Here is a 1,644-nt window from a genome sequence, read left to right as displayed (position 1 = left end):
GGGCTGGCCAGTGCGACCAGCGCCGCCGCCAGGTAGCCGACCGGGCCGAGCAGCGACCGCCGCCGCGCCCGCCCGGCCGTCCCGCGCGCCGCCTCGTGCATCAGCTCGGGGTGGCGCGCCAGGTGGTGCCAGAACAGCGTGAACCACGCCGACGACGCCGCCATCGACAGCGTGTAGAACACCGCCGCGTCCGCCGCGTGCGGCCGGGTCAGGTGCTCGCCCAGCGTGGCCGTCGGCAGCGGCAGGAAGCTGACCGTCGCCAGCAGCCCGAGGTTGAGGAACAGCAGCGTCCGGTCCACCCGGGCGACCCGGTGGAACAGGTTGTGGTGGTGGATCCAGGCGATCCCGATCACCAGGAACGTCACGGCGTAGGAGTCCAGCGCGGGCCACTCGTGCCGCAGCGCGGACCACACCGGCTCGTCCCGGCCGGGCCGGTGCACGTCGAGGATCAGCAGGGTCGCCGCGATCGCGAACACCCCGTCGCTGAACGCCTGGAGCCGGCCGGGACTGATCGCGAGATCGGGCTCGGCCTGGCCCGCTCTCGGAGGGAAGGGCTCGGACATGGGGGGCTCCCGGGAACGATCTTGAGCTCTCTTGGTTGGATCAAAATATGGCTGACACGAAGAGAATCGGATCCCTGGACGTCTTCCCGCTGTCGCTCGGCGGCAATGTGTTCGGCTGGACGGCCGACCAGGACGCCTCGTACGCCGTGCTCGACGCCTACCGCGCGGCCGGCGGGAACTTCGTCGACACCGCCGACGGCTACTCCGCGTGGGTGCCCGGCAACCACGGCGGCGAGTCCGAGACGATCATCGGCGAGTGGATGGCCGCCCGGCACGCCCGCGAGGAGATGGTCGTCGCCACCAAGGTCGGGGCGCACCCCGAGCGCAAGGGGCTCGCGCCCGCCAACATCCACGCCGCCTGCGACGACTCGCTCCGCCGCCTGCGCACCGACCGCATCGACCTCTACTACACCCACTTCGACGACGAGTCGGTGCCGGTCGAGGACATCGTCGGCGCGATGGACGAGCTGAAGCGGGCGGGCAAGGTCCGCGAGATCGCCGTCTCGAACATCTCGCCCGAGCGGCTCGAGGCGTCCCTGGCGGCCAGCGACCGCGAGGGCCTGGCCAAGTACGTCGCCATCCAGCCGCACTACAACCTCGTCCACCGGGACGAGTACGAGGGCCGGAAGCTGGAGCTCGCCCAGCGGCACGGCCTGGCGTGCGTCCCGTACTACGCGCTCGCGTCCGGCTTCCTGACCGGCAAGTACCGTCCGGGGCAGAACGTGGAGAGCCCGCGCGCCCAGGGCGCCGGCAAGTACCTCGGGACCGAGCGCGGCGACCGGGTGCTCGCCGCGCTGGACGAGATCGCCGCCGACCGGAACGTCCCGGTCGCCACGGTCGCGCTCGCCTGGCTCGCCGGCCGCCCGACGGTCGCCGCGCCGCTCGCCAGCGCCCGTTCGGTCGAGCAGCTCCCGGCCCTCCTCGGCGCCGCCGAGCTCGCCCTGACCGCCGAGGAGGCCGACCGCCTCACCGAGGCCTCCGCCTGACCGGGCTGTCCGCGTGACCGGGCTGTCCGCCTGGCCGGGCTGTCCGCGTGGCCGGGCTGTCCGCGTGGCCGGGCCGTCCGCGTGGCCGGGCCGTC

The 1,644-nt window shown here is 73.5% G+C and carries 2 protein-coding genes; one reads left to right on the top strand and one right to left on the bottom strand.

The genetic code is table 11. From position 1 onward, the window contains the following. Nucleotides 1–563, bottom strand: a 563-nt coding sequence (locus DZF91_RS24090; protein WP_147341338.1) for a TMEM175 family protein, incomplete at its 3' end; no start/stop codon positions are given. 47 nt (nucleotides 564–610) lie between these two features. Here DZF91_RS24090 and DZF91_RS24085 point away from each other — a divergent pair. Then, nucleotides 611–1,549, top strand: coding sequence for an aldo/keto reductase (locus DZF91_RS24085; protein WP_117359577.1), 939 nt, complete (start codon nucleotides 611–613; stop codon nucleotides 1,547–1,549). The last annotated feature ends 95 nt before the right edge of the window (nucleotides 1,550–1,644 follow it).

The sequence above is a fragment of the Actinomadura logoneensis genome (genome assembly GCF_003428695.1).
Lineage (GTDB): Bacteria > Actinomycetota > Actinomycetes > Streptosporangiales > Streptosporangiaceae > Spirillospora > Spirillospora logoneensis.
This window is presented reverse-complemented; position numbering and strand designations above follow the sequence as displayed.

Coding starts and splice junctions, on each gene's coding strand:
- DZF91_RS24085 (WP_117359577.1), top strand. CDS start 611: ATGGCTGACACGAAGAGAATCGGATCCCTGGACGTCTTCCCGCTGTCG.